Genomic DNA, 25087 nt, shown 5'->3' with positions numbered 1-25087 from the left:
TCATATTGTTTAACTACTCCCTGGCAATATCGTCGCCGCCACGATCATCGTCCGCGCTCACTCCACCGACGTCATTAGAATCCCATTTCTTGGCGCCATCGATGCCGCGCACCCAGCGCGTCAGCGACGATACAGAAAGTCCCCTCCGAATGCTTGTGATCACCGGGCCCCGGCCTCCCGCCAATGCCGCCGGCGACCGGGACACGTTCCGGGCCACTGATGTGCTCGAGAACCTGGAGCCGACTCTCGCCCTATGCTGCAACGGCAAGGACGAGCGCGACGCCCACCTGTCCCTCTCGACTATGAACAGAAACGCGCTGGGAATAGCGCCTCTCAACGAGGTCAACACCCGGTTCCGAGCACTGGTCCACCGTCCGAACCGCTTCAACCTGCGAGTGCTCAGCCAAGATACAGAGGTACTCGCGGTATTCGCGATGTTCGCGGTATTCGCAGTATTCGACGCACTGCGCACCCGCGTCGTACTCGCATCCGTGAGTCGCCTCGCCCAGCCCGGCCCCTTTTTCGAGCGGCATGGGCAGGGCGTGGTGCCGGGGCCACGGTTCGACCCGGGTCTGAACCGGGAGCGCGAGTGTGGCAGCAGGATCAACGCCACGACGCGGACCGCCTTGACACAGGCCCGTCCAACCGCTTGGACGGCCGACGAGGACAACGACCAGGTCACCGCGCGCCTCCAGCGGCTAGGAGTCCGCCGCGAACCGCTTGTGCCGGTGTCCCGACGATCGCCGGCAAAGGCATGGACGACTCCGCCCGCTTCTCCAACCCCCTGCGCATCAGCCTCTGCATCAACGTCGCCCGCCTTCGCCCCCATCCCAGCAAAGGAGACCTGATGAATCCGCGTCAACGGCGAGGGATTCTGCTCATCCTCGTCACAATTCTTGGGGCCATTGTCACTTTCTTGGCCGTGCTCAACTATGTCCAATCCGTCTCCTCACAGGTCGGCCCCAAGACCACTGTGCTGGAGCTTTCGAAGAACGTGGTTGAACTTCAGGAGATCACCGCCGCAGACGTCACCGCCACGGAGGTGCCCGAGCGCTGGGCCCCGAAGGACGCGGTCCACGACCTCTCCGAGTTTCAGGGCAAGGTGACCGCCTCCTCCTACCGCAAGGGGGCCGTCATCCAGACCAGCATGCTTCAGGACCCGCCGCAGCTGACGGAGGGCTACCGCGAGGTGACGATCATGGTCGACGCCGAGACCGGGGTGGCCGGCAAGATCACGTCCGGCTCGCGCGTCGACGTCGTCTCCACCCTGCAGGATCCCAACGACAAGCAGCAGACGGCTCAGGTCATCATCCAGAACGCGCTCATCACCGACGTCGGGGTGGCCACCCAGGTGGAGGACGAGAGCGCCTCCGGCGACTTCACCAAGTCGGAGGCCGTGCCGGTGACTTTCGCTCTCACCCCGGACGAATCGCTCAAGCTCGCCTACGCCGAGAGCTTCTCCAAGAAGGTGCGCCTCCTGCTGCGCCGCGACGGCGATGACAGCTCCGTAAACAGCCCCGAGTACTCGACGACGACGGACTCCCCCGACGCCACTGGAGGTAATCAGTGATGCAGTACCTACTGACGAAAGACGAGCAGATCCGGATTCAGGTGATCGCGGCCATCGCCGAGGCCGAGGGCTTCGGCGAGGTCATGGCCACCGATTCCTTCGAGCGCCTGCGAGAGTCCCTCGGCACGGGCGATGTCTCCTGCGTCCTCATCGACGAGGGGCTCTCAGACATCTCCGCACTGGCAGTCGTGCAGGACATCGCCCGTTCCTATCCGCTCATCCCGGTGGTCCTGCTCAGCCGCAGTCGGACCGCCGAGGTTCTCACCGCCGCCATGGATGCGGGAGCGCGCACGGTACTCACTCTTCCTCTGTCCCTGGAGGAGCTGAGCACTCGTCTCCAACCAGTGCTGGCATGGTCGCAGGCGGTCCAGAATGAGGCGAGCGCGCACACCGATCTCAGCTCTCGTCGGCTCGGCAGCGTGACCGCCGTCGTCGGAGCCAAGGGAGGCGTCGGCGCCTCGACCGTGGCGCTGATGACCGCGGCGCAGCTGGCCCAGCACGCCCGCACCTGCTTGGTCGACCTCGACGTGCGCGGAGGAGACATCGCCGCCATGACAGGCCTGTCCGTGCGGCGCTCGATCACGGACCTGGTGGACATCGCCGTCGAGGCCAGCGCCAGGGAGATCTCAGAGGTCATGTATCCGTTGCCGGGTGGAATCGCCTTGCTGCCCGCTCCGGATCACGGCGAGATGGGCGAGGCGATGACAGAGGTCGCCACTCGCCAGATCATCTCCATGCTGCGGTACCAGTTCGACCATGTGGTGCTGGACTGCGGCAGCAGGCTGGACGACGTCCTGGCGATGGCGCTGGACTCCGCCGACCGCGTACTCGTGGTGACCACCCCCGATACGCCGGCTGTGCGCTCCGTGCGCCGATTGACGGAGGCTCTCAACCGCCTCGACATCGCCCGCGGACGCCCCATGAGTCTCATCGTGAATCGCAGTGGTCGCAAGCGGGAGATCCAGCCCAAGACGGCCGCGAGAATGGCAGCGATCCCTCTGGCCATCGCCGTCCCAGATCTGACGTCGCAGATGGAGATGGCGGTCAACTCCAACACGCTGCTCACGGCGAAGCTGCCGGCCCTGGTCAAGGCCACCCACTACATCGCCAAGACGATCCTGGCCGAGACCGTTGGTACTACTGGTACTACTGGTACTACTGGTACTGCAGGGTCAATCGCACCCGGGCCGAGGGGCGAGGCGCAGCCGCAGCCGCAGCCGCCACAACCGCAGCCACAACGACGCCGGGCGAGACGATGGCGCGGGCGCTCGGAGAAGGGGCAGGTCACGGTGGAGTTCCCCGTGGTCTTCGCCCTCGCCACAGCGGCACTCCTGCTGTGCGTGCAGCTCCTCGGCTACGGAGTCTCCTACATGCTCGCCAATCACGCCGCTGAGGAGGCGGCCCGTGACTACGGCATCGGTATGAGCACAGAGGAGGTTCACCAGGACGTCGCCAAGCATCTTCCCGACGCCTATGGCTCGGGCATGACCATCACCCGGACCCCTGACGACAGGGTCACCGTCACCCTGCCAGTGCCCTCCGCCATGAGGCTTCACACCTCCGCCGAGGCCGGGATCGTGTGGGAGGCGCAGCAATGAGCGCTCTGCTCTCACGGCCTCCGCGGCCCCCGCGGCGTCTCCTGCACATGCTGCGCCACGACGAGCGCGGCGTCCTCGACATCGAGCTCGTCGGCTTCATACCGGCGCTGGTCATCGTCCTGCTCCTTCTCCTCCAGGGTTTCCTGGCCGTCTCCACCGTCACCTCCACCAGCGCAGCCGCCCGCGACGGCGCCCGAGCCGCCATGCTCGGTCGATCCGCTACTGCCGCCGCGGAGAACTCGCTACCGGACTGGGTCACACTCCAGTCGGTCACGGACGACTGCGGCAACGACCACTGCGTGCAGGTGACCGCACGAGTCCCGATCGGCCTGCCCGCATTCACCACCGAGCACATCACCGTGACACGAACCGCCTATTTCCCGGAGGACTGACATGGCACTGAAAGACCGCATGGCCTCAATGGCCTCACCCGCGGAGAAGCGCCACATGGCGGGCAGCAGAGAGGATCTCGTCGCCCAGTACCGGGTCCGCCTGCTGGAGGAGATCGACCTGGATGAAGTGGCCGGGCTCGAGCTTCCCCAGCAGCGAGCGCGGTTGGAACGGATACTCTCCCGGCTCCTGTCTCTGGAGGGGCCGGTCCTGTCCCCCCGGGAAAGGACATGGCTCGTCAAACGGATCATCGATGACGCCGTCGGCCTCGGCGTCCTCGAACCGCTGGTGGCGGACCACACCGTCACCGAGATCATGGTCAATGGCACGGAAGACGTCTTCGTCGAGCGCTCCGGAAGGATCGAGCGGGTCCCCACCCGTTTCACCTCCGAGGCCGAGCTCTACCAGCTCATCGATCGCATCGTCTCCTCGGTCAATCGCCGTGTGGACGAATCGAGCCCCATGGTGGACGCCCGCCTCCCCGGAGGCGAGCGCGTCAATGTCATCATCCCGCCACTCGCCCTGGACGGGCCGACAATCACGATCCGTCGTTTCCCTCAGCCCTTTCAGCTCACGGATCTCGTGGCGCGCCACAGCCTGCCCCAAGAGGCGGCCGATCTTCTCGGAACGCTGGTGGCGGCGAAGTTCAGCATCCTCATCTCGGGCGGAACCGGCTCCGGCAAGACCACCTTCCTCAACGCCCTGTCCGGCATGATTCCGCGGCGCGAGCGCATCATCACCATTGAGGACGCCGCCGAGCTCTCTCTGCAGCAGCCCCATGTGGTGCGCCTGGAAGCGCGCCCGGCCAACATCGAGGGACGCGGCCAGGTGGCCATCCGCGATCTGGTCCGCAACTCCCTGCGCATGCGCCCGGACAGGATCATCGTCGGCGAGGTTCGCGGCGGCGAGACCCTGGACATGCTCCAGGCCATGAACACCGGCCACGAGGGATCGCTCACCACCGTGCACGCGAACTCCGCGGTAGATGCGCTCAGTCGCTTGGAAACACTCGCCTCCATGTCCGACGTCGCGCTCCCTGTGGAGACCGTGCGAGACCAGATCAACGGCGCCATCGACGTCATCGTCCAATTGGAGAGGGATTCCGCGGGGATACGACGAGTCAGCAGCATCGAGTCGGTCACGTCGCGGCGTCGCGAGAACTACGCGACCTCCCCGCTCCTGCACTACGTCCACGCGACGCGACGCGGCACCGGCCGTTTCGAGTTCCGCGGCATCTCGGAAGCCATGGCGCAGCGGATGCTCCAGCACGGGCAATCGCTGCCCCGTGGTCTCACAGCGGCGGGGACAGCGGCATGAACGGCGTCGGAGTCATCATTCTCGGCACCGTGGCGACCGTCGCCACAGGTGCCGCAGCAGTGCTCGCCCTCAGCGCCAGTGTCGGACGCGTCTCCCAGGTCGCGCAGAGCCTGGGAGTCTCGGACGACTCCCGCAGACACGGCCCTGTAGCCGTCCTTCTAGCACAGCTGCAGCGATTGCCCCTGACCCGCAGGCTTCGACAACGGCTCATCGGAGCCGGACTCGACTGGGACCCGGCGATCACCGAACTGGCCCTTGCCGCACTCGTGGTCCTGGTGTTCCTGGGAGTGCGCCCTTTCATCGGGAGGATAGCCGGCGGGGTTCTGGCAGCAGCCGTGCCATTCGCGTTCTCCCGCTGGATGCAGCGTCGGGCCGCACAGCGCACTGAGCGCTTCATCGCCCAGCTCCCGGACGTCTCCAGAGTCCTGTCCAACGGCACCTCGGCGGGCATGTCCGTGGAACGGGCCCTCGGCCTGGCGGCCGTGGAGGTCTCGGAGCCGGCGAAGACAGAGCTGAACCGGGTGGTCGCCCAACTGGGGCTGGGCTGGGCGCTGGAATCCGCCCTGACCGATCTGTCAGAACGGATGCCCTCACGCGAACTCGACGTTCTGGTGCGCACCATCATCATTCAGTCCAGATCCGGCGGCACCCTGGTCACAGCCCTGCAGGAGATCGCCTATGCACTCGAGGATCGCAAGCAGCTGCACCGCGAAGTGCGCACGGCGATCCTCGGATCGGCGGTCAGCGGCTACATCGTCCCCGTCATGGGCGTGGGATGCGTCGTGCTTCTCAATCTCATGAAGCCCGGCGTCCTGGACGACATGGCGTCCTCCTTCATCGGCCGATTGATCCTTCTGATCGCCTTCGTCTTCTTCGGCCTCGGCGCCCTGCTCATCCGGCTCGTCTCGAGAGTGGAGGTGTGAGGTGGTCGCCTTCAGCACGGCTTTCCTGGCCGCATGCCTCGTGCTCGCAGCCGCCGGCGGCATCCGTATGATCCGCGACGACGGCACCAAACACTTGACCGGCACCGGAAGCACCGTCGGCACCGCGATTGACATCGAGGAGCGTCGGCAAGAGGGCGTCTTCGTCAAACTCATCGACACTCTGGGGATGCGGGGGCAGCAAGCGCTTCGCCGCCTCTACGGGCCGGTGCGCCTGCGCGCGCTCGATCAGCGTCTGAGAAGCGCGGGCAACCCGGAAGGCCTGCACCTCGACCTGTTCATTCAGCGCGAGGCGGGATTCGTTATCCTCAGTGCGATTCTGCTGCTCATATTCGCACTGCTGGGCCGATGGACGATCGGAATCGTGGTCGCCGTCGTCTTCTCAGGATGGATGTACCTTTGGCTCGCCCAGGCCCTCCGCAACCGGCAGAAGAAGCTCAACCGCGACCTGCCGGATTTCCTCGACATCCTCGCGGTCACCGTCCGCTCGGGACTGCCTTTCAGAAACGCGCTGGAGCGCGTCTGCGAGCACTTCGAGGGACCGGTATCGGAGGAGATGATCACGGCCCTCCATGAGATGCGCCTGGGGGTCTCCCGGCGCGATGCCTTCACCGCAGTTCGAAAGCGGGGCCGTTCGGAGAACATCGACACCTTCGTCACGGCTCTCCTCCAGTCCGAGGAGCTGGGGACCCCGATCGGCGAGGCGCTCCAGGCGATCGTCAAGGAGATCAGGCGCGAGCGCGCCGAGCAGGTGCGGCGCGATGCCGCCAAGGCCTCGCCGAAGGTCTCCTTCGTCGCCACGATGACCATGCTGCCGGGCACCATCGTCCTCATGATAGGCGGCATGCTCTACGCCAATCGCGACGTTTTCGCCCGCATTTTCGGTGGTTGAGATGGAACCTCGGACAACAATCTCCCGGGCGCCCCTGGCAAGGGAGATACGAGACCGCAGCATGTCCGGCGCCGTGGGACTCATCTGCGACGTGAGGCTGGGTATCCTCCTCACCTGCGAATTCGCCCTCATGACGACCGGCACCTCAGCTTTATCGATCATCTCCCTCTTCGTGGCGATGGGCATGAGCTGGATACCGCTGCGCGTCATACGGCGGGCCCCGGCGGTGATCAACCGGGGATGGCTCTTCCCCTGCACGGACCTCATTGTCACCGGCACGCTCGTCTTCGCCCTCTCCGACGCCTTCAACGGCGCCGAGGAGCTCGTGCTCGCATACGTTCTGACCTCCGCACTGCTGGTGGGCACCGTCACAAACGCGGCATGGGCCGCTATATGGACAATCGGCGTCCTGACCGTCCTGGTCACGACGAGACTGAGTCACAGTCACATGCCGCTCTCTCCGGCGGTGTCACTCATCTCGACCCTCGGCATCGGAGCCGGCGTGCTCCTCGGCAATCGGCTGTTCACTCAGCTCCAGGAGGTCGGCAGGCTCACCGCCGAGGCCGCGGCCGCCCGCGCCGAGGAACGGGCGCTCACCGAACGCCTCGCAATCGCCCGGGATCTTCACGACTCACTGGCGAAGAGCGTCCACGGCATCCGCATGCTGGCCGAGGCGCTGGACGACTCGCTCCGCTCGGAGCGGCACAAGGACGCCGCCCTCAGTCGCACCCTGTTCGAGTCGGCGGACGAGGCCAGCCGCGAGGCGCGCCTGGTCCTGGACGGCCTGCGAATCAGCGGAGAGGACGACGTCGCGGGAGCCCTTTGCGAAGAGGTTGCCCGCTGGAGCGCTCGGACCGGCATCGCCGCGGCCTGCCTCGAATCCGAGCCGTCGCAGAGTATGCCGTGCTCGCCGGAGACGATGTGGCAGCTCCAGCGCGTGCTCGGCGAGGCGCTCACCAACATAGAGAAGCACGCCCGCGCGAGCGCCGTGAGCTTCTCCATCGGGGTGGAGGAGCATCGATTGCGCATCGAGATCAACGACGACGGCGTCGGGCTGACGGATGCGAAGAGCAGCGAACCCATCAGCCCCGAAGGCCATTACGGCCTCACCGGCATGCGCGAGCGCGCTGAAGCGCTCGACGCCGAGCTGAGCATCGAGTCGCAACCGGAGCCCGGCGTCGGGCTGCGGACGCGACTGCTCGTTCCGCTGACATCACTGACAGCGCCACAGGAGGTGCGGACATGAAGATCATGGTTGTGGATGACAACGCCATCGTGCGTGCGGGCCTTCGAGCGGTGCTGGCCCGCGTGGATTCGGTGACGGACGTCGTTGAGGCCGAGGACGCCTTCGCAGCCCTCGAGATCGCCGCTGCCGAGTCGCCGGAGATCGTCCTGCTGGACATCTCCATGCCCGGGCGCAGTGGCCTGGACGTTCTTCCCGAACTCGTCGACCGCATGTCGGTCATCATGCTCACCTCCTTGAAGGATCCCGCACTGATCCGCCGGGCGATCGACGCCGGGGCGCGCGGGTACCTGGTGCACGGCCAGCTGGGCGTCAATGAAGTCGCCGGCGCTATTGAGACGTGTCGGCACGGCGGACTGGTTCTGGGCAGGGAAGCGGCCGAGGTCATGCTTCATCCCTCTCGCGGCGATCGGCCCAATCCCCTGCGCGAGCATCTGACTGACCGCGAGGCGGAGATTCTCGACCTCGCGGCCGGCGGCCTGTCTAATGCGGAGATCGCTTCTCAGTTGTTTCTATCAGAACGGACTGTCAAGAACTATCTCAATGCAGCTTATCCCAAGATCGATGTACATAACCGCGCCGAGGCGGTGTCCGCCTGGCTGGGGCGAAGCCAAGGGCGTTGATCGGGGCAGCCGCCCCTGCACCCTGGGGCGGTGGTCGACCTAATTTTAATTCTGTCAGAAGGACATCACCAGTCCACCGACTTCAACCCTTATATGGAGGTCATGATGAACAACAACTCCCTGCTCCGTCTTCAGGTCCGCATTCAGCAGGCATGGACCGACCTGCGCGACAGCGAGCGCGGCCAGACAATGGTCGAATACGCGGGTATCGGTCTGGTCGTCGTCGCCATTCTCGCCGCCGTCGTCACGGGATTAGCCAGCAATAAGGGTGGAGGCATTGGTGGAGCAATAACAGGCAAGATCTCAGAGGTCATCAAGAGTATCAAGACAGGAAAGTGAGTCTTCCCGCGTGCGGTTGACGCAACCAGCTCAGTTAGGTGCACCCGAGAGCGGGGTGCACCTAACTGCGCTTTTTCTATCACCTTTTCATGAACACCTCCGTCACGCAGGACTGAATGAGGATGAACCACCGTCTGAGCCTATTGAAAGGCGCGCGTCGTCGCCGAATCAGGAATGATGAGCGCGGCAGCATCTTTCCCTATCTCTGCATCGCCTGCGGAGCTCTCGCCATGGTGGCGCTGCTCCTCATGCTCAGCCTGGGAGACACCACGCTTCATCGGAGAGACGCCAGCAATGCGGCGGATGCCGCGGCGCTCGCCGCCGCCGGGGCGTGGGCGGACTCCATCGAGTCGATGTACGACGACGCCGTCGACTCCGATAACGCCGACGGCTTGTGGGGCGGCATCGGAAAAGGATTAGGATCCTACGCGGGCCTGGAAGCCAAGAATGCTGCCGACACATACGCCTCCCACAATGGCGCCACGGTCACAGCATACTCCGTCGACGCCACCCAGAAGACCGTGACCGTCAGCGTGGAGACCAATTCCACCGTTGAAGGAACCGATGAGAAAATGACAGCAACCTCTACCGCCGAGATCGTCCTCAAGGACGGCGTCTGCCTCGGCGGAGGCAAAGTCGGGTTCAAGATCGATGGAAATTGCGTCACCGAACGCCCCAAGGAGACCCCGAGCCCCGAACCCTCTCCAACGTCTTCACCCTCTCCGTCACCCTCCTCAACGCCCACGCCTTTCACGGGCCCCTCCGGCATGAGCAGGCACGCGAAAGTCACTACCAAGCTGACGTCCTGACCATTAACATATACGGGTTCTCAAAGGCGCTCTCACCACCGCGCCCCGATGGTTCACGACGGCTCATAAACCATTCATTCCATAGTCATATTCGTATTCACCGTGCAACTACTGGGGGAAATATCGTGCGCACCATTGTTTCACATACACTTCCCATCGCCGCTCTCACTCTCGCACTGCTCACCGGGTGCGGCGGCGAAGGCGGCGAAAGCGCCGACCCCAGCGCAACGGCCACCTCCACGGACGCGCAGGCCACCGAGACGACCGCCAGTCTCACGCCCGCATACGGACTCACCCTGACACTCCCCACCAATCTGACCTCCGATGAGGAGCCCAGGAAGGGCTCGAATGACAAGTGGCGGGTCGATTACTACGTTCAGGACGAGTCCGCACCGGCTCTCATCGACGTCGAGTACTACACGGAGAGCTCCCAGACCGCATCCGGCATCGCATCACTGGACGAGAACGCCTACGCAGAAGACGGCATCACCATCACCCCCACGGCGACTACCGTCGAGGGCTCCCCCGACGCATACACATACACCTGGGAGCAGAACGCCGCACCCCCATGGGACCCGACGGCGCCCGCCATCGATCTGTCCTGCCAGGCGAAACTGGCGGACGGCCCCGAGGGCTACGCCTACGGGGTCTATGCCTGCGCACCCAAGGACAATCAGCAGAGCATCGACGCCATGCAGGCAGTTCTCGATTCCATGACGGTCAGCGAGTCCTGACGCACAGAATTCATCATCAATTCAATTCATCTTCAATTCCAGCTTCAATTCATGGCGCTGCACGACCGCCCCGTTGGCATGGTCGGGCAGCGCCATTCATATGCCGCAAGTGCGAGCGAAGCTCCGGCTTCGCTCACGCCTTACGCACTGCAGGGCGCTTTCCGGGGCGCTCGCCCCTTCGACGCCGAACGCCGACAAGGTTCACTACTGGCAGCACCTGCTGTAAAGCGCAAGGAGACCTCAATGAGCCCTCGTAAGAAATCGTTGTGGCAAGAGCGGGGACAGACGCTCACGGAGCATGCCGGTATCGGCCTGGTGGTCGTCGCCCTGCTCTTAGTGGTCGCGGGAGGAATCACCGTGACATCCGGAGACAAAATCGGTCAAGCCGTCCTCTGCAAGATCTCCCAGCATATCCATTCCGTCGCCGGAGGATCGTACGAGTGCCCCCTGAACGGCAACCCTTACGCCGCCAACCCCGCCGCTGTCCCTTCGTACGTCAGCGAGACCAGCAAATCAACATCTGCAGGCGTAACCATTCCTAAACTCGGGCCCGGAGATTTAAAAGTCGATGGAAGCGACAACGCCTCCATTAAGAAGACGAGATACATGGACGGCTCCGGAAGCCGTCAATACAGCAAGACGACCGAGGTGAGCGCCTCCTACGACTACAGCACCAGCAAGCATAAAGCCTGGAAAAAGAGAAAGGCGAACGAAGCCGGTAAATCCAGCGATGATGACTCGGACAGCAAAGGAGCGCCCTTCGACGCCGAAATCCAGGCTTCAATAAAAGGCTCCATCAATCGCACAACAACGAAGACATACAAGTGCGACACCCCCGGCCACCCCACATGCCGCCAGCACGACAAGCGGAATCGCGAAGTGGCTCAGGAGCACCTCGACGATCAGGGCCTGGGGAGAGCGACCAGCGGCGATACGGAGGTCAAGCAGAAGCCCGATAGCACGTCCACCTCATGGACCGCCGAAGCAGAACTCGAGGGTGGAGTTTCCGTCAGCACTGAGATCGGAGTAAAGGATCCAGAAGATACAAAAAAGGGCAATAAAAAAGGCGGAAAAGAGCGCCGATACGACCCGAAAGACGCCAAGGAGGCCGCTAAGGAAAAAGTCTTGAATTACGGCAGAGTCAAAGCTAAAGCCAGTGCAAGCGCATCCGGAAAAGTGGGCTACACCCGCACCGAAACACATGCCGACGGAAAGACAGAAACATCCAATAGATTCGCATACAAGGGCGAGGTTAATGCAGAGCTAGCAGGCTCGGCTTTCGGCGAAGATAACGGAAAGAATAGCACAAACGGCAGCTATTACGGCAGCTACGAGCTGACCTACGATGATGACGGCGAACTCAAGACCATTACATTCACCAACGTCAAGGAGCATCAGGAAGAAGGCAGAGGAGGAAAGAGCGAATCAAAGACAACGACGATCACAACCACACTGGACGTTTCCGGATTGAGTCAAGAGGATCGCAAAATCGCGGAGAAGTACGCCTCCCGATCCTTTACAAATGGTGCACTCTTTGTCACGGAGTCGTCCTTCAAACCATCGAAACCATCGAGCGACAGCTTCGACAACCTGCTTTATCGCCAGGGGCAAACGACTCGAACCGTGCAGGAGGGCGAGATGATCACCAAGAACGGGGGCTGGGACTTTTGGGTCCTCAGATATCAGACGCAATCCACTCATGGCTCGCAGGACACGATCAAGGCTCAGCAGCTGGGCCGTCCCGGGCCGGACGGAGAACGCACGTTTGAGGATGTGGAGTAAGTAGATGTGGAAGTAAGCAGGAGTAGGCGTAAGCGGCTCTGTGAGCACTCTGAGTCGGCCTCATGACAACATCCGATAAGGAGGATTTGTGCACCACAACAGCGCGGGCACCAGTACGTCCTTCCCCCCGTCGACCGACTACGGCGTCATCGCCAGGCGACGGAGATTCCTCATGGCGGGATTCTCGGGGGCCGCCCTGACGACTCTTGCGGCATGCGACGGCACGTCGTCACAGCCTCCGGGAGACCGGCTCGCAAAGGTCGATGATGTCCCCCAGCCCTATGCTGGAACAACGCCGCAGAGCGAGGCTCCCGACGACTGGACAACCGTGACATATGAAGGGCAGTCCTTCAGTCTTCCGACGGCCTTCGAGGAGCCCGCGCAGCATGATGACTGGGGAATCTACAAGATGGCGTATGACCGTTTCGAGGACGACACCAAGGTCCACAGGATTCTGGTCACAGGCATCGACACCGAGGTCACAACCGCCAATGGGATCAGGCAGACGGTCAATCTCATGAATGGCGGGCTGATCGAGAACTACAGCGAGATCAATACGATCTCCTGGAGCGTGGACGACACCACCGCCATCGAGCGGATCGCCTTCTACTGGGGTCCCGATATCGACTTCCCCGGCTATACCTGGATGATCGCGTCTTCTGCGGGAGTCGGGGTCGTCACCTCCTTAGGCGTCAACGCTGACGATGGTTTGCGCAACAGCATTGAGGACACTCTGACCCTGGATGGAGGGGAATGATGAAACGCCGTTCAGGCCTCGCCGCACTGGCGACCATCGCAGTGAGTTCCGCGGTTGCGGCATGCTCGTCGAACAAACCCGCGGCCCCCTCGGGGAACTGGCAGCGGGACGGCGACGGCAATCTTCTGGTCGCCATCCCGAAGGGCTGGGAGAAATCCACTCCCGATAGCGGCGCATGGACGACGTGCTGGACCGACCCCGAAGACGATTCCAATGTCCTCATGACCACCAGCTCGATCGACGAGGACGACGTCTACACAGCGCTCGACACATCGGCCGACGCCGCGCGATCCGTCACCCGGGGATACCGGCTGGTCGGCGAATGCACCGCTTGGTCCGACGGCACTACTACTCTGGCCCGACAGGACTATCAGACGACGTGGCCAGTTGAGGGCCGCGGAAGCACATGGGCGATCAGTTCCAATGGTCTTATTGCTCTCGTCGATCTGAGCGGGAGCTCCGTGACGGACGAGCAATTCACCACCGTCGGCTCATGGATCGAGCTCACTGGAACCGCCTCCGCAACTGCGTCGATCACAAGTTCCGCAACGGTATCGCCCGGCACCGACGGCAGCCAGTACATTGAGGTCTCGGGGCTCAGTTGCGCTCTGCCCGAGGACTGGACTGATACAGGCGCTCTGGAAGGCTCGGAGAGGTGGGTCAGTACCTGGGCGCTGGTCGAGGATGAGATCATGGCGCAGAGGCTTTTTCTTGCACCTACCATGCCGCAGAGCACCGTCACGGACGCAATGTCTCAAATTGAGAATGACTCGTCCGGCGGTGCACTGGTCAACTACACCAAGCAGCAGGAGAATTCCCTTCACCTGTCCGGTCTCACCGAAGCGATTCGAACCGATTTCAGCGCCGGCGATAACAATACCGATGAAGGCTGCATATGGGTGCTTCGCCAGGATTCCCATGTCGCAGCTGTGCAGTACTCGGGCACGGGCCCCATCGATACTGATTTACGCGACTCGATCGAGCAGTCTCTCGCCCTCACGGTGTGATTGCACGGCCATAGAAAGCGATAGCACATCGATGAAACCGGCGCTCCGGATAATCGATCTCCCGAATGGCCGGTGTCAAGAACCCGTTCATGCTCCACGGGTCCCACTCCCCGTATCGGCTCAGCACATGCGCCCTTAAGCTCGGCAGCGAATCGTGGTCCCATCACACGGAACCAACGGAACCATTGGACGCCACCCGCCGTCCGCCGCCGTCGAAAGGATGCACCCTCATGCACCGTCGCCTCCAGGCGCCGCTATTCGCACGGTTCGCAGCCGGGGGAGCCGATGCCGGGAAAACTGGTGCGCCGAACTCAAAGCTCTCGAGCACACGTGCCACTGCACTGGCCATCGCTCTGGCAGCGAGTGCGCCCATCAGCACGGCGCCTCCTGCAGGCGCGGCTACGACGAACACAGCCACGGACACGACAGCCGCAACCGCGGACTCCTCACGGGCAACCTCGACAACCCAGAAGCTCACCAGTGGTTATATGGCAGCAGACCAGGAAACCGTCGCAGACAACCCTGTGACCTCCCAGGTCACCGCCATGCTCGCCACCGACACCACCCGCCAATGCGCCAATCAACGGACCTGCGACGCGGCCGGGCAGGTGAGCAGTACTCCAGCGGATAACGCCGGCACCGGCCGCCTACGCACCAATCGGCGGCGGGGCCACGTCGCACTCGACCACACAGTCGAGTCGGCCGGAGCCCGCGTCGTCCTCTCACTACCCTCCTTCGATTCCGCCGCCTCTGCCGGCCAGACCAGTCCCGGGAAGACCACGCCAACCGACGCCGCGACTGCCGGCGCCTCAGAACCCGCGCTCACGATCAGCGGTACAGCCGGCTACCAGCGCGCCACCACCGCGGAGCCCAACGGAACCGGTGCGGTTTCGCACACGCTGTCCTACAAGGCCGAGGTTCCGCCCGTCCAGCAGGACAAGGAGGATCCCTGGAGCTCATTCGGCACGACCGCACCGGCCGAGGGCGAGCGCACCTGCGTCGGCAGCATCTCCTTCAGCTACGACAGCGGTGGAGATCTGGACACCATCGTCTTCACCCACGCAACCGAGGGCACCGCCAGGGAGGGCATCGCCGGGGTCACCCCGGGCGCGACGGTGACCAGCATCGTCACCACGACCCTGGAGGTGCCGCTGCTCAGCGAGGCCGACCAGGAGATCGCCACGTCCTATGCGCGCCGCTCCGCCCTCGCATCGGGCACCCTCGACACCCCTCTGACGGCGCTATCGCCCGCCATGAGCCCCGGACAGGGCTTCGCCGACATCGTCTCCGCCCACGCCACCACTACCCGGCAGATCCTGGAGGGGGCGGCGCTCAAGGACCACGGCGGTGCGGACGCCCTGGCCCAGAGCTGGACCGCGAGCCGACTGGCGGCGGATCGCAAGCAGCTGGCCACCCAGGATCTCTGACGGGCCGCCCATGAACACCTGTAACACCCGGATCCCACGTGAGGAGGGACGATGGCACGAGCACGGCGGGCGACAGCGTCCGCCTTCCTGATCGCGGCGCTCCTGGCCCAGGCCGCCTGCTCCGGCAGCGGCGGCGCCGAAGCCTCCGCGCCGTCGACCAACGTGACCGCATCGCAGGCGGTGTCGTCATCGGGCGGGAGCAACGCTGCGGGGACAACGGATATGACCCTTGAGCCGGCCCCGGGGCTCATGATTCAGGTGCCCGCCGACGCCCTTACCGCGGCAGCGACAACCTACGACGACGGCATGACCCAGACCTACTACGACTCCACCGCCGTCACGATCGACGTCGAGTACTACTCCGGCGGCACCAAGCCGGCCAGCGCCATGCTCGCCGCGGAGAAGGATGCCCTGACGTCGCAGGGCGTGGAGGCTACTGCGGATTCAGCCACGGTCGAGGGCGGCGGCAATGCCACCCGTCTCAGCTGGACGTCCTCCGCCGTCCCGCCGTGGTCCCAGGACGCCCAGGCCACCCCGGTGAAGGTCGCCAGCACTGGCATCATCGTCGACGGGGCGGACGGATACAGCTACGGCGTCTATGTCTTCGCCGACTCCACGAGGGCCGACAGCACGGCTCAGATGACAGCGATTCTCGACTCGATCGTGGTGAGCGCCCCATGAGGCGCCGCACGCTACTGGCCGCCGGTGCCGGCGCCGGCGGGATCGCTGCCCTGGGCACCCTGTCCGCCTGTGGCAAGTCGGAAGAGGCCGCACCCAACGACGGCATGGAGTCCGTCGCCGACGTGAGCCAGCCCCCGGCCCCCTCCCCCGGTCCGGACGAATCCCCGCAGGAGTGGACCGCCGTGAACTTCTCCGGCATCTCCTTCAGCATCCCGACGACCATGACCGGTCCCACGCCGCACACCGACTGGGGCCTGTACGCCGTCTCCTACGATCTGGCCGAATCGGACAATGAGTTCGACCAGCGGGTCATGGTCTCGACGGTCGATGCCGTCACCACCGCCGACGGCATCAGGCAGACCACCGACCTGATCAATTCCGGCCTCATCGAGAACTATGCGGAGATCGGTCGCGTCTCCTGGCAGGCGGACTCCAACGGCCCGGCGATCGAGCGCATCGCCTTCTACTGGGGGCCGGACAGCACCTGGTGCGGGTGGACCTGGATTATCGCCACGGATGCCGGCACGGGCGTCATGACCCTCCTCGGCACCTCGATCGATGACGGGCTGCGCAACGGCATCGAGAACACGCTCAATCTGACGAGGAGAGCGGCATGACGCGCATGCAGACACGCATACGACGGCGCACCGGAGTCCTGGTCACGCTGGTCGCGGCCTCGACGGCGTCGGCAGGATCGCTGGCGTCGCTGGCATCACTCACCGCGTGCTCATCCGCAGGCCCCGTCCCCGGCTGGGACAAGGCGCAGGACGGCGGCCTGCGGCTCATCGTCCCGTCCGGTTGGGACAAGACGGTCCCCCAGTCCAGCCTGTGGAGCACCCGCTGGACGGACCCTGCGGACAAGTCGTCCGTACTCATGACGGCCCAGTCGGTGAGCGCCGCGGATGCGTACCAGGCGCTCGACCTGGCGATGAATGCCGCCCGCGCCTCCACACGCGGCTACCTGCCCGGAGCCCGCACAGCGATCACCGACGGCGGTACCGTTGTGGCCCGGCAGGACTATCAGACCTCCTGGCCTTACGCGAACCGCGGCGCGACCTGGGCGGTGAGCAACGGTTCACGGATCTCACTCATCGACTTCTCAGGCGAGTCGATCACGGATCAGCAGCTCGAGACCGCGGGCCGCTGGATCGAGCTCGCCTGATCGTCTGAACGGCCGGCGCTCCACGGGGAGTGCACGGGTAGTGATGGGGAGCAGATGGGGACTGATGGGTCCGTCCCCATCGAGAACGCAGGGCCGACCGGCTACGGTCGAGGTGTTCCTCCGGTCCATCCGCCGCAGAAGTCCCTACCTCACCGGGAGGAGACCACCATGCACCGCACCTCACGTCCCCTGAACCTAACAACCCCGGCACGACCGCCCCGGCCTCCGGTCCCTCGCTCGACGGCGCCCGGGCGACGCTCCTTCCTGACCCTGACCGCCCTGACGGCCCTGACCGCCGCGGGCGCGTCACTGGCAGCGGGTTGCGGGCGCTCATCCGATTCGGGCGAGAACGGAGCACCCACCGATGGCGCCTCCGCCACCTCCGCCGCCTCGGCCGGGGCGACGAACAACGGCACGGCCGGATGGCAGGATCTCGACGGCCACCTGCTGGGGCATCACGCCACGATCCGGGTCTCGCCCCTGGTGCGCGCGAGTGACACCGCCACGGCCCTGGTCCTGGAGATCACCCGCGCGACTGACGACGCTGCGCCTGCCGACATTGAGGACTCCGGCAGCCTGCCGACAGACGACGCCGAGGAATCCCCCGCCTCCGACGACGCGCAGGACGGTCAGGGCAGTCCGGACAGCACCGACGACCCGGGCGCTGACTCGGGCACTGATCCGGACACCGCCTATGCCACTCCCAGTCTGAGCGCGCCCGCTGGGGGCAGTGGTGCCGATGGCGTGCGTCTGATCGACACCGCCGGCGCGGGACGGGTGTGGACCGCGGGGTCGGCATCCGGAGGGGCCCTGGAGTTCAAGCGCGGCGAGACGATCACGTCCACGGTCGTGTTCGGACCGGTCGACATCGACGAGGTCATCGTCTTCGTGCCCCAGTCCGGCTTCGCCACGGTGAGCGTCATCGGCCGCGACCAGGCGGCAGGAGCCGGGATCAGTTCTCAGGCGCTGGACGAGGCCGACGAGATCATCCAGGACGGCGGCCCCGGTGAGGACGCGGCCGTCGCGCCCCTGGAGCGCTACACCCAGGCCCCGGACAACTCGGCCGGCACGCGCACCAGCGACAAGGACGTCACGGTCACCCTGTCCAGTGACGTCACCTTCGACTCCGACTCCGCGGCACTGTCCGACAAGGCCGACGGCCAGCTGCAGATTGTGGCCGAGCAACTGGCTCAGTATCCCGACGGCGGCAGCCTCGACATCGTGGGGCACACCGACGACGTCGCCGACGACGCCCACAACCAGAAGCTGTCTGAGGACCGGGCCCAGGCCGTGCGCGACCGGCTGGCCGAACTCGCCGATCTGGGATCGTGGCCGGATTCCGTCACCGGCAAGGGCGAGACCGAGCCCGCCATCGACGACACCACCGACGAGGCCCGCGCCGCCAACCGCCGCGTCGTCATCACCATCACCCCCACAAGCGGCACCACCGCCAAGCAGCCGGGAACCACCGGCACCGCCACGCCCTCAGCCCCACCGACCTCGGGCACCGGTCTGCCCGAGGCCAAGGGCCCGGTCGGCACCGGCCCGGACGGCGTCACCGTCAAAGGACCGGAGGACTACGGCGGCCAGATCACCGTCACCCTCGACCACATCACCCGCAACGGCGGCCTCCTGCTCGGCCAGCTCATCGTCACCACCGGGCCGGGCGGCACCGGCGACACCACCCTGACCGGATGGTTGAACGACCCCGCACAAGTTCACGCCAGCTCCCGCGGCGAGAGCGGCGGCGTGAGCGCCGTCGGCATCACCAATGGCCTGACCCTCCTGGCCGACGGCCAGCGCGTCTACACCGCCGACTACATCCTGCCCGGCGGCGACTGGCACAGGCCCCTCACCGAGCTCTACGCCTACGAGGACCTCAAGGAGAACGTCACCACCACCATCTGCGTCGTCTGGCCCGACACCGGCCAGGATACCGTCACCCTCGACCACCCCGGCGGGCGCTTCGACGACGGCTACGCCTTCCGCCTCAGCGATATCCCCGTCATCACCGCTTGAGAGCCGCCTGCGGCCCGCCGGCGGCCCGCCGGCACTGCCGACCCCCTCACCGCCGAGATCGGTCCAGTTCCGGCTCGAGATCGGTCGTATTCCGCACCGAGATCGGTCCAGTTCCGGCTCGAGATCGGTCGTATTCCGCACCGAGATCGGTCCGGTTTCTTACTGCATCCGCACAACCATCAGACCTCACCGAAGGGAGGCCCCTCATGTCCGCCACCCCCGCCAACCCCACCAAGCCGCAGCCTCCAGCCCCTCACCCGGCGGCGGCACCCGGGCGACGCTCCTTCCTCACCCTGACCGCCCTGACGGCCCTGGGTGCCGGGGGCGTGCCGGTGATGGCGGGGTGTCGTTTGTCCAAGGTCGGGGCCGATGGCGGCGCGTCGTCTGGGTCTGGTGGTAGTACTTCCTCGGTTTCGGCGTCTCCCGCTCCGACCGATTTCCAGACCCTGGACGCCCGCATCGTGGGGCACCGATTATCTGTCCGGGTCTCTCCCCTGGTCCGCACCAGTGAGGAGGCCACGGCCCTGGTCCTGGAGTTCACTCGGGCCGCCGACGACGCCGCCATGGTGGATGTGCAGCAGCACTGGAATAGCGACAGCCGGATGCCAGTCAACCCGTATATGACCGACTCCGTTAACAGCAGTGTGCGGCTGTTGGACCCCGACCAGGGTCGAGTATGGATTACCACGCTGGATAGTCTGCAGTACCTCATACTCGCCCCGGGCGAATCCGACACGGTTTACATTCCCTTCGGGCCGGTCGACATCGATCAGGTCACCGCTTTCATCCCCCAGACCGGTTTCGTTCCCCTCGGCGTGATCGACCGGGACACGGCCACCACCATCGGCATCGACCTGGCCGCCATGGACAAGACCCTGGGCAAGCTCAGCACCGATTCCGGTAGGAGTGCCCCCGTACGCATTGAGTCCTTCACCGAGGCCCTGGACGACTCCACCAACACGCGAACCACCGACCAGAACGTGACGGTCACCCTGTCCAGCGACGTCACCTTCGACTCCGACTCCGCCAATCTGTCCGACAAGGCCGACGGCCAGCTGCAGACCGTGGCCGGGCAACTGGCCCAGCATCCCGACGGCGGAAACCTCGACATAGTGGGCCACACCGACGACGTCGCCGACGACGCCCACAACCAGAAGCTCTCCGAGGACCGCGCCGCCGCCGTCAAAACACGACTGACAGAACTCGCCGACCTCGCCAAATGGCAGATCACCACCACCGGCAAAGGCGAAACCGAACCCGCCATCAACGACACCACCGACGAAGCCCGCGCCGCCAACCGCCGCGTCGCCATCACCATCACCCCCACAAGCGGCACCACCACGCAACCGGGGACCCCGAACAGCGCCACGCCGTCAGCCCCACCGACGTCGGACACCGGCCTGCCCGACGCACAAGGCCCCGTCGGCACCGGCCCCGACGGCGTCACCCTCAACGGACCCGACACCCGAGGCGGCGGTCAGATCACCGTCACCCTCGACCACGTCACCCGCAACGGCGGCCTCCTACTCGGCCAGCTCACCGTCACCACCGGCCCCGGTGGCACCGGTAACCCGTTCTTATCCGCATGGCTCACTGACAGCTCCGTCCTCCTGGCCAACTCACGAGGAGAAACAGGGGGGATCGAAGCCATCGGCGCCTCCAGCGGACTGACCCTCCTGGCCGACGGCCAACGCGTCTACCCCGCCGACTACCTCCCACCAGACATAGACCGCCACAGGCCCCTCACCGAGCAGACGCTGACCAGCGCCCTCAAAGAAGGCGCCACCACCACCGTGTGCGTCGTCTGGCCCGACACCGGACAAGACACCGTCACCCTCGACCACCCCGGGCACAAGAACAACCTTTCCTATGTCTTCCGCCTCACCGACATCCCCGTCATCACTGCTTGAGAACGCCGCCTGAGAGTCACCGGCACTGCTGGCCCCCTCATCGCCGAGATCGGTCGTATTCCGCACCGAGATCGGTCCGGTTCCGGCTCGAGTTCGGTCCACTTCCGGCTCGAGATCGGTCCAGTTCCGCGCTGAGAACCGAGATCGGAGCGTTCCGCTTACATCATTCGCAATGAACATCAAGCCTCGCTGAAAGGAGGCCCATCATGTCCCCTAAACCACGACCACTGGCCCTCCATCCCAAGCAAAGCAGCCGACGCTCCTTCCTGACCTTGACCGCCCTGACCGCCGCGGGCGTGCCGGTGGTGGCGGGGTGTCGTCTGTCCAGGGCCGGGTCTGGGGGCGGTGGTGGTGTCTCGGGCGGTGGTGGTGCTGGGTCGTCGGGTGCGGCTTCGCCTGCACCAGATGGGTGGCAGGACTTGGATGGTCATCTGCTGGGGCACCGCGTCTCGGTGAGGGTATCGCCCTTGGTGCGTGTCAGTGAGGAGGCTACGGCCCTGGTCCTGGAACTCACCCGGGCAGCGGACGACGCGGCGGTCGCCGATGTCCAGAGCTCCGAGAGCGGTTCGGACGACAGTGACAACACGGTCTACGCCAGCACCTCTCTGGGTAGACCTCTTCCGGCTCGTGGCGCCAGCGGTGTGCGGTTGATCGACACTGCCGGCGCGGGTCGGGTGTGGACCGCCGGATCGGCGTCCGGAGGAACTCTTGAGCTCAAGCCCGGTGAGACGGTCTCCTCCACCGTGGTGTTCACACCGGTCGACCTTGACGAGGTCACCGTGCTCGTCCCGCAGACCGGTTTTGTCCGCGTGCGTGTCATCGACCGCGACGCCGCCGCCGACGTCGGGGTCAGCTCCGAAGCCCTGGGCAAGGCCGACAAGATCATCCAAGACAATAGTGGCCCCGGTGACAAGGCCGCCGTGGTGCCCCTGGAGCGCTACACCCGGGCTCTGGATGACTCGACCGGTACGCGCACCACCGACAAGGACGTCACGGTCACCCTGGCCAGCGATGTCACCTTCGATTCCGACTCCTACAACCTCACGGCAGCGGCTGATGCCCAGCTGCAGACCGTCGCCGACCAGATCGCCCAGTACCCCGACGGCGGAAACCTCGACATCGTGGGACACACCGACGACGTCGCCGACAACGCCCACAACCAGACCCTGTCCGAGAACAGGGCCGGCACGGTCAAGGACCGTCTGGGCCAGCTGGCCGCCCTCGCCAAATGGCAGATCACCACCACCGGCAAAGGCGAAACCGAACCCGCCATCAACGACACCACCGACGAAGCCCGCGCCGCCAACAGACGCGTCGTCATCACCATCACCCCCACCAGCGGCACCACCGCCAAGCAGCCGGGAACCACCGGCACCGCCACGCCGTCAGCCCCACCGGCCTCGGACACCGGCCTGCCCGAAGCTCAAGGCCCCGTCGGCACCGGCCCCGACGGCGTCACCGTCCCCGGCCCAGACGGCAAAGGCCAGATCACCATCACCCTCGACCACGTCACCCGCAACGGCGGCCTCCTAACCGCCCAGCTCACCATCACCACCGGACCCGGCGGCACCGACGACGCCACCCTAACCACCTGGCTCAAAGACCCCGCACAGGCCTTCGCCAGCTCCCGCGGCGAGAACGGCGGTGCGAGCGCCGTCGGCATCGCCAACGGCCTGACCCTCCTGGCCGACGGCCAGCGCCTCTACCCCACCGACTACCTCCCACCAGACAGCACCTGGCACCACCCCCTGACCGAGCTCTACACCTACAAACCCCTCAAAGAAGGCGCCACCACCACCGTGTGCGTCGTCTGGCCCGACACCGGCCAGGACACCGTCACCCTCGACCACCCCGGACACAAGAACAACCTTTCATATGTCTTCCGCCTCACCGACATCCCCGTCATCACTGCTTGAGAACGCCGCCTGAGAGTCACCGGCACTGCCAGTATTACCGGCAGCCTCATCCGTTAGCGCTGGTGAACCGATCTCGATGCGGAGTACGACCGATCTCGGCGCGGAGTACGACCGATCTCGGCGCAGCACTGGCGGCAGTGGCGGCACTGAACGGGAACGGGACCCGGACCACCCGCCTGACCCTACTCAGCCTACTCAGCCATCGACGACGGGCACGTCGGTCAGCCGCCAGGGCCAGGGCAGGGCGCCGCCGTCCGGGTGATCGACCATGACGGTGTCCTCCTCGGTGTCGGGCCAGGCCACGCACACCCGGCTCGTCTGCCCCTCGGTCAGGATCTCGGAGAGCTCGAGCTCGGTGAGCGCACGGTGCGCATCCGAATCGGGCAGCAGGTAGTCCACGGGATAGATCCGATCCGACCCCGACAGCAGGGTCAGCCCGTCGGAGGCCAACAGGCTCGTGGCGCCGCCCAGCTCGCCGCGCGCATTGTTGAGCACACTGCCCGGATCGGAGAGCCAACCAGTACCCAGAGGGGTCAACGACCCGCCCTTGCCCCCGGTGACCTCGAGGACGCCCAGCAGCAGGCTTCCACGGCGCTGCACCTGCGCGAGCTTGACCGTGACCTGCCCCAGCCCGAACGTACCGCTCCCGACAGTGACGCCATCGGGTCCGCTGCCGCTGGGTCCGGCGGGCTCAGGGATCTCGGCGCCACTGCCGGAGCGCGCCAGGGAGCCGTCGGTCCCGTCCGTCGGAGCGATGACCACCTCGACGCGCCGGTTGGCCTGACGGCCCTCCTCGGTGTCGTTGGCGGACTTGGGCTCGGTCTCCCCCTTGCCGGCGACGGTCGTCGTCCAGGCGCTCAGGTCGGTCAGCTTCCCGAGCCGGTCGGCGACGGCCTGGGCCCGGTCCTCAGACAGCTTCTGGTTGTGGGCGTCGTCCGCCACATCGTCGGTATGCCCGGTGATCGTCAGCTCCCCGCCGCTGTAACCGGCGATCGTCTCGGCGACCCCTTTGAGAGCATCGTCGGCCTGAGCGGTCAGCTCGGCGGAATCGACGGCGAAGGTGACATCGCTGGCCACGTCCACGGACGTCTCGTCCCCATCGGTCAGCCCGCTGGAGGAGCCGTCCAGTGCCACGGAGTAGCGCTCGATGGACACGGGATCGCGCAGGGTGTCCTGAAGCTTCGCATTCGAAACGATCGAGCCGACGTCCAGCTTGGGCGCCTGGGCATCGTCGGCGTTGACGACGGGCACCTCAATGAAGCCCCCGTGAGACAGGAAGACCGTCACCGTATCGACGTCGACCGGACCGAAAGTCGGATAGAGGTCCTGGTCATCACCGGGAGCGATGGAGCCGAAATCGGTCTTCCCGGTGGTGGTCGACCAGACCCGCAGCCCCGCGGAGTCGATCAGACGCAGAGGCCTGTAAAGAACCACATTGCTCGTAATACCTCCCATAATGACGGCCGCGGCGTTCAATGTCGGCTCAACCGCATCCTTGGGGCGGGCGATGGTGAGGGGAAGTACCGACAGATCGCTCCCCTGATGGGTGACGCGCACCAGCGGGCCGACCGAGATGTTGAGCGTTTCACCGGTCGTGAGCGCCTCGGCGGCGGTCGAGGCCGGGGAGGCTGTGGGGGTCGCCGGAACGATGGGGGACTCGCGCTTGTTGCAGGCGGCGAGCCCGCCGGCCACAGCCAGCGCGGGCAGCGAGAGGACAACCCGGCGGGAAAGGCCGGATCGTGTCGCGCGGGGATGACGGAGGTTGTTCATGGGTCACTTTCCTATACGTGGTGTCGCGACAATACCGTGCCGCGCCCGCGGCGACGATGGGCAGTACTGCACCGCACCGCCGCGCACGAGGCCGAGCCGGGGTGCGCGACGGGCCCGGCAGGCGGCAGGCAGCGAGTCGAGTCGGCCGGCAGTCAGCAGCAGGCCGGAAGCCAGCCAGTACAGCCCGAGTGCAGCCTGCA

Annotated in this window: 23 protein-coding genes; 22 read left to right on the top strand and 1 reads right to left on the bottom strand. The window is 65.5% G+C overall.

Going from position 1 to position 25087, the window contains the following annotated elements:
* The first annotated feature begins 155 nt into the window (after positions 1–155).
* The 22 genes from W5W_RS16090 (at position 156) to W5W_RS0105675 (ending at position 23117) form a co-directional block, all read left to right on the top strand.
* The gene (locus W5W_RS16090; RefSeq protein ID WP_154650255.1) at positions 156–848 is read left to right on the top strand and encodes a hypothetical protein; all 693 of its coding nucleotides are present in this window, start codon (positions 156–158) and stop codon (positions 846–848) included.
* Complete coding sequence (gene cpaB / locus W5W_RS0105775; RefSeq protein ID WP_029574104.1) at positions 848–1570, top strand: Flp pilus assembly protein CpaB; 723 nt, start codon at positions 848–850, stop codon at positions 1568–1570. Before W5W_RS16090 ends, cpaB begins: the two co-directional genes overlap by 1 nt.
* On the top strand, positions 1570–3168 hold the full coding sequence (locus W5W_RS0105770; RefSeq protein ID WP_017194712.1) for a CpaE/TadZ family protein: 1599 nt from the start codon (positions 1570–1572) through the stop codon (positions 3166–3168). The genes cpaB and W5W_RS0105770 overlap by 1 nt, the downstream gene beginning before the upstream one ends.
* Complete coding sequence (locus tag W5W_RS0105765) at positions 3165–3560, top strand: hypothetical protein (RefSeq protein ID WP_017194711.1); 396 nt, start codon at positions 3165–3167, stop codon at positions 3558–3560. Before W5W_RS0105770 ends, W5W_RS0105765 begins: the two co-directional genes overlap by 4 nt.
* A 1-nt stretch (position 3561) precedes the next feature.
* Positions 3562–4875: a TadA family conjugal transfer-associated ATPase gene (locus W5W_RS0105760; protein ID WP_017194710.1), complete on the top strand. Its 1314-nt coding sequence runs from the start codon at positions 3562–3564 to the stop codon at positions 4873–4875.
* On the top strand, positions 4872–5798 hold the full coding sequence (locus W5W_RS0105755; RefSeq protein WP_008733234.1) for a type II secretion system F family protein: 927 nt from the start codon (positions 4872–4874) through the stop codon (positions 5796–5798). Before W5W_RS0105760 ends, W5W_RS0105755 begins: the two co-directional genes overlap by 4 nt.
* 1 nt (position 5799) lies before the next feature.
* Positions 5800–6708 carry a type II secretion system F family protein gene (locus tag W5W_RS0105750; RefSeq protein WP_017194709.1) on the top strand — a complete coding sequence of 303 codons (909 nt, stop codon included), beginning with the start codon at positions 5800–5802 and terminating at the stop codon, positions 6706–6708.
* Between the two features lie 61 nt (positions 6709–6769).
* Positions 6770–7954: a sensor histidine kinase gene (locus W5W_RS0105745; RefSeq protein WP_017194708.1), complete on the top strand. Its 1185-nt coding sequence runs from the start codon at positions 6770–6772 to the stop codon at positions 7952–7954.
* Positions 7951–8574 (top strand): response regulator transcription factor, encoded by a 624-nt coding sequence (locus W5W_RS0105740; RefSeq protein ID WP_017194707.1) that lies wholly within the window; start codon positions 7951–7953, stop codon positions 8572–8574. The genes W5W_RS0105745 and W5W_RS0105740 overlap by 4 nt, the downstream gene beginning before the upstream one ends.
* A gap of 30 nt (positions 8575–8604) precedes the next feature.
* Complete coding sequence (locus W5W_RS14710; protein ID WP_034498376.1) at positions 8605–8913, top strand: hypothetical protein; 309 nt, start codon at positions 8605–8607, stop codon at positions 8911–8913.
* A 116-nt stretch (positions 8914–9029) separates the two neighbouring features.
* A complete protein-coding gene (locus W5W_RS15645) occupies positions 9030–9722 on the top strand; it encodes a pilus assembly protein TadG-related protein (RefSeq protein WP_081486211.1) in 693 nt (230 codons plus the stop codon).
* Between the two features lie 125 nt (positions 9723–9847).
* Positions 9848–10456, top strand: coding sequence for a hypothetical protein (locus W5W_RS0105725; RefSeq protein ID WP_017194705.1), 609 nt, complete (start codon positions 9848–9850; stop codon positions 10454–10456).
* Between the two features lie 51 nt (positions 10457–10507).
* Positions 10508–12238 carry a hypothetical protein gene (locus W5W_RS16085; RefSeq protein ID WP_154650254.1) on the top strand — a complete coding sequence of 577 codons (1731 nt, stop codon included), beginning with the start codon at positions 10508–10510 and terminating at the stop codon, positions 12236–12238.
* Positions 12239–12326: 88 nt separating this feature from the next.
* Positions 12327–12995, top strand: coding sequence for a hypothetical protein (locus tag W5W_RS0105715; RefSeq protein ID WP_017194703.1), 669 nt, complete (start codon positions 12327–12329; stop codon positions 12993–12995).
* The gene (locus tag W5W_RS16390) at positions 12995–14002 is read left to right on the top strand and encodes a hypothetical protein (protein WP_017194702.1); all 1008 of its coding nucleotides are present in this window, start codon (positions 12995–12997) and stop codon (positions 14000–14002) included. Before W5W_RS0105715 ends, W5W_RS16390 begins: the two co-directional genes overlap by 1 nt.
* 488 nt (positions 14003–14490) lie before the next feature.
* Positions 14491–15429, top strand: coding sequence for a hypothetical protein (locus W5W_RS0105705; RefSeq protein ID WP_238533265.1), 939 nt, complete (start codon positions 14491–14493; stop codon positions 15427–15429).
* Between the two features lie 51 nt (positions 15430–15480).
* On the top strand, positions 15481–16110 hold the full coding sequence (locus W5W_RS0105700; protein ID WP_017194700.1) for a hypothetical protein: 630 nt from the start codon (positions 15481–15483) through the stop codon (positions 16108–16110).
* Positions 16107–16727, top strand: a complete 621-nt coding sequence (locus W5W_RS0105695) for a hypothetical protein (RefSeq protein ID WP_017194699.1) — start codon at positions 16107–16109, stop codon at positions 16725–16727. The genes W5W_RS0105700 and W5W_RS0105695 overlap by 4 nt, the downstream gene beginning before the upstream one ends.
* Positions 16724–17272, top strand: coding sequence for a hypothetical protein (locus W5W_RS0105690; RefSeq protein WP_008733216.1), 549 nt, complete (start codon positions 16724–16726; stop codon positions 17270–17272). The genes W5W_RS0105695 and W5W_RS0105690 overlap by 4 nt, the downstream gene beginning before the upstream one ends.
* A gap of 168 nt (positions 17273–17440) precedes the next feature.
* Complete coding sequence (locus W5W_RS0105685) at positions 17441–19291, top strand: OmpA family protein (protein ID WP_017194698.1); 1851 nt, start codon at positions 17441–17443, stop codon at positions 19289–19291.
* A gap of 206 nt (positions 19292–19497) precedes the next feature.
* Complete coding sequence (locus W5W_RS0105680) at positions 19498–21201, top strand: OmpA family protein (RefSeq protein ID WP_008733189.1); 1704 nt, start codon at positions 19498–19500, stop codon at positions 21199–21201.
* A gap of 206 nt (positions 21202–21407) precedes the next feature.
* Complete coding sequence (locus tag W5W_RS0105675) at positions 21408–23117, top strand: OmpA family protein (protein WP_029574101.1); 1710 nt, start codon at positions 21408–21410, stop codon at positions 23115–23117.
* A 195-nt stretch (positions 23118–23312) separates the two neighbouring features.
* Here the strand turns inward: W5W_RS0105675 and W5W_RS0105670 are convergent, their stop codons facing one another.
* Positions 23313–24887 (bottom strand): OmpA family protein, encoded by a 1575-nt coding sequence (locus W5W_RS0105670; RefSeq protein WP_008733232.1) that lies wholly within the window; start codon positions 24885–24887, stop codon positions 23313–23315.
* Positions 24888–25087 lie beyond the last annotated feature (200 nt).

This window comes from Actinomyces massiliensis 4401292, from assembly GCF_000269805.1.
Classification (GTDB): domain Bacteria; phylum Actinomycetota; class Actinomycetes; order Actinomycetales; family Actinomycetaceae; genus Actinomyces; species Actinomyces massiliensis.
The sequence above is the reverse complement of the archived record's forward strand: the minus strand, read 5'-3'. Positions and strand labels throughout refer to the sequence as shown.

Excerpts from the sequence above, each read along its gene's own strand:
- cpaB (WP_029574104.1), top strand. The coding sequence starts at position 848 with ATGAATCCGCGTCAACGGCGAGGGATTCTGCTCATCCTCGTCACAATT.
- W5W_RS0105680 (WP_008733189.1), top strand. The coding sequence starts at position 19,498 with ATGTCCGCCACCCCCGCCAACCCCACCAAGCCGCAGCCTCCAGCCCCT.
- W5W_RS0105700 (WP_017194700.1), top strand. The coding sequence starts at position 15,481 with ATGGCACGAGCACGGCGGGCGACAGCGTCCGCCTTCCTGATCGCGGCG.
- W5W_RS0105765 (WP_017194711.1), top strand. The coding sequence starts at position 3,165 with ATGAGCGCTCTGCTCTCACGGCCTCCGCGGCCCCCGCGGCGTCTCCTG.
- W5W_RS0105740 (WP_017194707.1), top strand. The coding sequence starts at position 7,951 with ATGAAGATCATGGTTGTGGATGACAACGCCATCGTGCGTGCGGGCCTT.
- W5W_RS15645 (WP_081486211.1), top strand. The coding sequence starts at position 9,030 with ATGAGGATGAACCACCGTCTGAGCCTATTGAAAGGCGCGCGTCGTCGC.
- W5W_RS0105770 (WP_017194712.1), top strand. The coding sequence starts at position 1,570 with ATGCAGTACCTACTGACGAAAGACGAGCAGATCCGGATTCAGGTGATC.
- W5W_RS0105760 (WP_017194710.1), top strand. The coding sequence starts at position 3,562 with ATGGCACTGAAAGACCGCATGGCCTCAATGGCCTCACCCGCGGAGAAG.
- W5W_RS16085 (WP_154650254.1), top strand. The coding sequence starts at position 10,508 with ATGGCGCTGCACGACCGCCCCGTTGGCATGGTCGGGCAGCGCCATTCA.
- W5W_RS16390 (WP_017194702.1), top strand. The coding sequence starts at position 12,995 with ATGAAACGCCGTTCAGGCCTCGCCGCACTGGCGACCATCGCAGTGAGT.
- W5W_RS0105705 (WP_238533265.1), top strand. The coding sequence starts at position 14,491 with ATGGCAGCAGACCAGGAAACCGTCGCAGACAACCCTGTGACCTCCCAG.
- W5W_RS0105675 (WP_029574101.1), top strand. The coding sequence starts at position 21,408 with ATGTCCCCTAAACCACGACCACTGGCCCTCCATCCCAAGCAAAGCAGC.
- W5W_RS0105755 (WP_008733234.1), top strand. The coding sequence starts at position 4,872 with ATGAACGGCGTCGGAGTCATCATTCTCGGCACCGTGGCGACCGTCGCC.
- W5W_RS0105745 (WP_017194708.1), top strand. The coding sequence starts at position 6,770 with ATGTCCGGCGCCGTGGGACTCATCTGCGACGTGAGGCTGGGTATCCTC.
- W5W_RS0105695 (WP_017194699.1), top strand. The coding sequence starts at position 16,107 with ATGAGGCGCCGCACGCTACTGGCCGCCGGTGCCGGCGCCGGCGGGATC.
- W5W_RS0105690 (WP_008733216.1), top strand. The coding sequence starts at position 16,724 with ATGACGCGCATGCAGACACGCATACGACGGCGCACCGGAGTCCTGGTC.
- W5W_RS0105670 (WP_008733232.1), bottom strand. The coding sequence starts at position 24,887 with ATGAACAACCTCCGTCATCCCCGCGCGACACGATCCGGCCTTTCCCGC.
- W5W_RS0105685 (WP_017194698.1), top strand. The coding sequence starts at position 17,441 with ATGCACCGCACCTCACGTCCCCTGAACCTAACAACCCCGGCACGACCG.